This window comes from Deltaproteobacteria bacterium (assembly GCA_009930495.1).
Classification (GTDB): Bacteria; Desulfobacterota; Desulfovibrionia; order Desulfovibrionales; family Desulfomicrobiaceae; genus Desulfomicrobium.
Map to the genome: position 1 here is coordinate 1 of RZYB01000214.1, position 3,799 is coordinate 3,799.

Here is a 3,799-nt window from a genome sequence, read left to right on the forward strand (position 1 = left end):
CGCCAGGACGCCACGAGAGCGACGATAGCGCGAAAGGCGAGTCGTACAAGGGCGAGACAATTTAAACGCGGGAGAATTGAATTTTGAGCGAAAAACAGAACGAGTTAGTCAACGCGGCTGAACGAGCATGGGATTCCTGGCACGCAGGTATCGAGTACAACGTCTGCGATGAAGACGACTACATCCCAACGATGTCACCATTGTGGCGCATCGCGTTTGAAGCGGGGGCGGAGTGGAAAGCCAAGGGGGAGAAATGAGCGATTGCACATGCGGCGGCTGGCTGGATTCTGGTGAGCTGGATAAAAACCTTGATGAACAGGCCAAAGCCTACGCACTGTCGGAGTTTGTTGGTCGGCCCATTGAGCCGCAAACACTCCCGCCTATGACTGGGCCGGTCACGATGCAGGACGGCACGGTGGTGACGCCACATGACCCCGTGCAGCGACCCACGCACTACCAGCAATTCGGCGTCGAGGTCATCGACATCATACGCCACGTCCTGGGGCCGGAAGGGTTTCGCGCCTATTGCATCGGCAACGAGTTGAAGTACAGGCTTCGGGCTGGTGACAAAGGCGATGCAGCGCAGGACATAGCCAAGGCCATGAAGTACCGTGAATTTAGGGAGGGAAAATGACTCAGGAACAGGCTTTCGGGATGCTGGCCGCACGGCTGGAACATGCGAGGAAGGAACATCCGGTGTTTGCCATCGACGATGAAGACGCAGTACAAATTATTTTTGACGAGTGTGACGAGCTGGCCGACGCCGTTGCGTTTGAGAGTCGTCGCCGCGTCATTGACGAAGCACTTGACGTTGCGGCCACGGCGATGAGGTTGGTGATGGGGGAGGTGGACGAATGACCGAGCACGACCACACGCCACCGATTATCAGGGACGGGGCACAATGGCTTACGGACAACCAACTCAAGATCACCATTGACGGACATGTGTTTGTCAGAACGTGGGACGAATCAATGCGGCTGGCAAAGAGCATTGTCGAGGCCCTGCAACTGGAGAGGCCCTGATGGCCGCCTCAGTCTCCATGCCCCAACTAGAGCGCATAATGGGCCGGGAGTCTGCGCATATGTTTGGCCTCGGCTGGGGCGGACTGCTCTGGTACTGCCCCAAGCGCCCGAGCGAGGAGCTGGTGGAGTGCGTCGGGGAGGCTGGGGCCGCTGCGCTCTGCAAGCACTATGGCGGGGAGAACATCAGCATCACAAACGACCTGATTCAGCCGCCAAGCCTCAAGTCCCAGATCATCCCGCTGATCGAGCAGGGGTTGAGTCACAACGAGATCGCCATGATCCTGGGCTGCCACTGGCGTCATGTGGCCGGGGTCAAGCAGGCGATGCGCGAAGACGGCACCACGCCTGCGCACCGGGCCAGGCTTCGGCGGTCGAAGAATTGTGGCGTGGCGCGGTTGCCGATGTGACCTAAGGACTAAACGACTTTTTGAAAAGCGAAAGCCCGCAGTCGAAGGACTAACGGGCTTTTTCATTTTTTGCGGATCGGCAAGGACTAAACGACTTTTTGAAACTACAAGGACTAACGGGCTTTTTCAAAAACTAAGGACTAACGGGCTTTTTTCCCAGGGAAGGACTAGATGGCTTTTTGAAATTCTTGATCCGCCCAGGCTTCGGACATGCTCAAACCGGGCCGTCCGTTTCCGGCTGGGTGCGCAGGCCAGGCGCGGACCTGGTCGGCTTGTTCCGGGGGCACGCCCGAAGCGTGGTCGGGTCAAGGAGCTGGTGGCGGAAACATATCAGTCCGTTCGGGCTTGTATAGATTCGCATTGTGTGCATATAATGACATGGACGCCCGGAGATGGCTTTTCACCTCGTTTCCTGCGCTAAAAATATTTTCGAATTATTTTTAAATAATCGTTGACACACTCGCAATGCGTGCATATATATAGGTCAACAAGGACGGCATAGGGCCGGACGAAAAAACCAGGGAGGATGACACCATGTTGACGATGACCGAAAAGAGAGAGCTTGGACGATACCTGCGCAATCGCTACGAATCCACTAATGGCCGCAACGTGCGCTTTGCCGATGACGGCGCGGTGTCCATCATGGTCGACGCCATGCCCAACACCAGCCAGGCGGGAAGGATTTTCGCGGGTTGGGATGCCGAGTTGCTGCGCGAGGCTCACCGTGAAGCCTAATTACTGCACGCAAAACAACGGGGAGTGCGCCGGGTGCTCCATGTCGAACTACGGGCGAGACTGTCGCAACCGTGCGATCTCCCCAGCTCCGGAGCAGGTTAAGGCGGCAAGAGTGGCCGCAGGGCTCACGCAAGAAAGGGCCGGGGCTATGATCGGAGCAACGCGCAGAGCCTGGCAGGAGTGGGAGGCCGGCAGGCGCAATATGCCGGCCGCGAAGTGGGAACTTTTTTTGATTAAAACCAAGGGGGAGAAAATGCTGAACAAGTACAATGCAATTAATCTTATGGCCACAACCGCACTCGGCATTGAGAAGTTTGAGATTGAAGACTGCCCAGATGCAAGTTTTGAAGGTTGCATCGAGGACTTTCTGTCAGCACTGCGCAGCATGGACGACGACGAAGTCCGTTTCTACCAGGTCCTGCCCGCTGGCACAGACGGCGAGTATGAAAAGATCGATGCTGAATACGGAATAAGGTAAAAACTATTCGGCCCGCTCCGTGCTGACACACTCGGCGGGCCGTCCACAACATCACGGGAGGATGTCATGGCTAAAAATACAAGTATCAACTCAGGCAAGGCAAAGTCAATCCATATCCAGGTGGGCTACAAGGCGTACAACGGGGCGGTCCTGCGCAACCAAGCAAGCATCGACACCTACAACCGGCTGACGGACGAGATAGAGGCAAAGCGGGCAGCCGGCCTCGACGTCGATTGGCTGCTTGACGCGAGGCATAGGCATTTCGTGCTGATGTGCGAAGTGGCCAGGGGGCAGGCGTGAGTGCCAGACAATTACAACCGGCGTATTGGCGCAAGGCAAGGGCCGAATGCCGCAAGCTGCGCAAGCAGGGGCTGGGCATGTCGGATCAACACGCAGCCGCGATGAGGATCGTATCGAGTATGACCAGCTTTGCACCTCAGGTTGCCAGGGACATAGCCTTCGAGGCAATGCTGGCATCCTGGACATAGCCCGCACAACCACGCCCCCAACACCAAGCCCCGCAAGGGGCTTTTTTGTTGCCCTACGCCCGGAGCTGTGGCGCCGCCCTGGCCCAACTCCACCAGGTCCGACCCGATCCGGCCCGCCATTCCGACCCATGCCCGCCCCTGCGCGGGCTTTTTTGCGGCCTATGGCCAGGGCCGCGTCAAACGCGCAAAAACGGCATTCTCGCGCGTCGTCTCTTGAAGACAATGCAAGACACGCCACGGCCACGCAACGCGCGGGAGGCGCTACGTGGTGGCGTAGTAGGGGCATCGTGGATGGAGGCAGGGGGGATGCAAAGTTGGGCGGTTTTGCCCGAAGACCGTCGTTGGCTCTCTCTTTTTTGTGCGGCCAAAATTGGGGAGCCTTTGTTGCTTGAGTAGATTCAAGGGGGATTTTCTTTGCTGGATGTGGGGAAGTGCGGGCTACTTGAGAGATTTTTTACGACAGCCACCCGCGAGGTAAACCATGCCCGAATATTCCGCAACCATTTCCGCCGCAACGGTTCTTCCCGGCACGTCGTATTTCTACGACGAGAAGGGTTACTATCAGTTCGACTTCAAAAACGCTGGTAACGCCGGAACTGCGCAGATCGAAATCGACTTTGGCGCTGGCCTTCGCCTGGTCGAGACGGTGGACCTCACTGACGTTGCCCG

General features: G+C 57.3%; 6 protein-coding genes and 1 pseudogene. All 7 read left to right on the forward strand.

What is annotated here, in order from left to right:
• The first annotated feature begins 253 nt into the window (after positions 1-253).
• Positions 254-634 (forward strand): DUF3310 domain-containing protein, encoded by a 381-nt coding sequence (locus tag EOL86_12670; GenBank protein ID NCD26429.1) that lies wholly within the window; start codon positions 254-256, stop codon positions 632-634.
• A complete protein-coding gene (locus tag EOL86_12675; GenBank protein NCD26430.1) occupies positions 631-858 on the forward strand; it encodes a hypothetical protein in 228 nt (75 codons plus the stop codon). Before EOL86_12670 ends, EOL86_12675 begins: the two co-directional genes overlap by 4 nt.
• A 223-nt stretch (positions 859-1,081) precedes the next feature.
• Positions 1,082-1,429, forward strand: coding sequence for a hypothetical protein (locus EOL86_12680; protein NCD26431.1), 348 nt, complete (start codon positions 1,082-1,084; stop codon positions 1,427-1,429).
• Positions 1,430-1,963: 534 nt separating this feature from the next.
• Positions 1,964-2,164 carry a hypothetical protein gene (locus tag EOL86_12685; protein NCD26432.1) on the forward strand — a complete coding sequence of 67 codons (201 nt, stop codon included), beginning with the start codon at positions 1,964-1,966 and terminating at the stop codon, positions 2,162-2,164.
• Between the two features lie 40 nt (positions 2,165-2,204).
• Positions 2,205-2,402 (forward strand): annotated as a pseudogene (locus EOL86_12690) (XRE family transcriptional regulator).
• A gap of 306 nt (positions 2,403-2,708) precedes the next feature.
• Entirely contained in the window at positions 2,709-2,942 is a 234-nt protein-coding gene (locus EOL86_12695; protein NCD26433.1) for a hypothetical protein, read from the forward strand.
• Between the two features lie 669 nt (positions 2,943-3,611).
• The coding region (locus EOL86_12700; GenBank protein ID NCD26434.1) for a hypothetical protein at positions 3,612-3,799 on the forward strand (188 nt) is incomplete at its 3' end.

Coding starts and splice junctions, on each gene's coding strand:
- EOL86_12670 (NCD26429.1), top strand. CDS start 254: ATGAGCGATTGCACATGCGGCGGCTGGCTGGATTCTGGTGAGCTGGAT.
- EOL86_12675 (NCD26430.1), top strand. CDS start 631: ATGACTCAGGAACAGGCTTTCGGGATGCTGGCCGCACGGCTGGAACAT.
- EOL86_12680 (NCD26431.1), top strand. CDS start 1,082: ATGTTTGGCCTCGGCTGGGGCGGACTGCTCTGGTACTGCCCCAAGCGC.
- EOL86_12685 (NCD26432.1), top strand. CDS start 1,964: ATGTTGACGATGACCGAAAAGAGAGAGCTTGGACGATACCTGCGCAAT.
- EOL86_12695 (NCD26433.1), top strand. CDS start 2,709: ATGGCTAAAAATACAAGTATCAACTCAGGCAAGGCAAAGTCAATCCAT.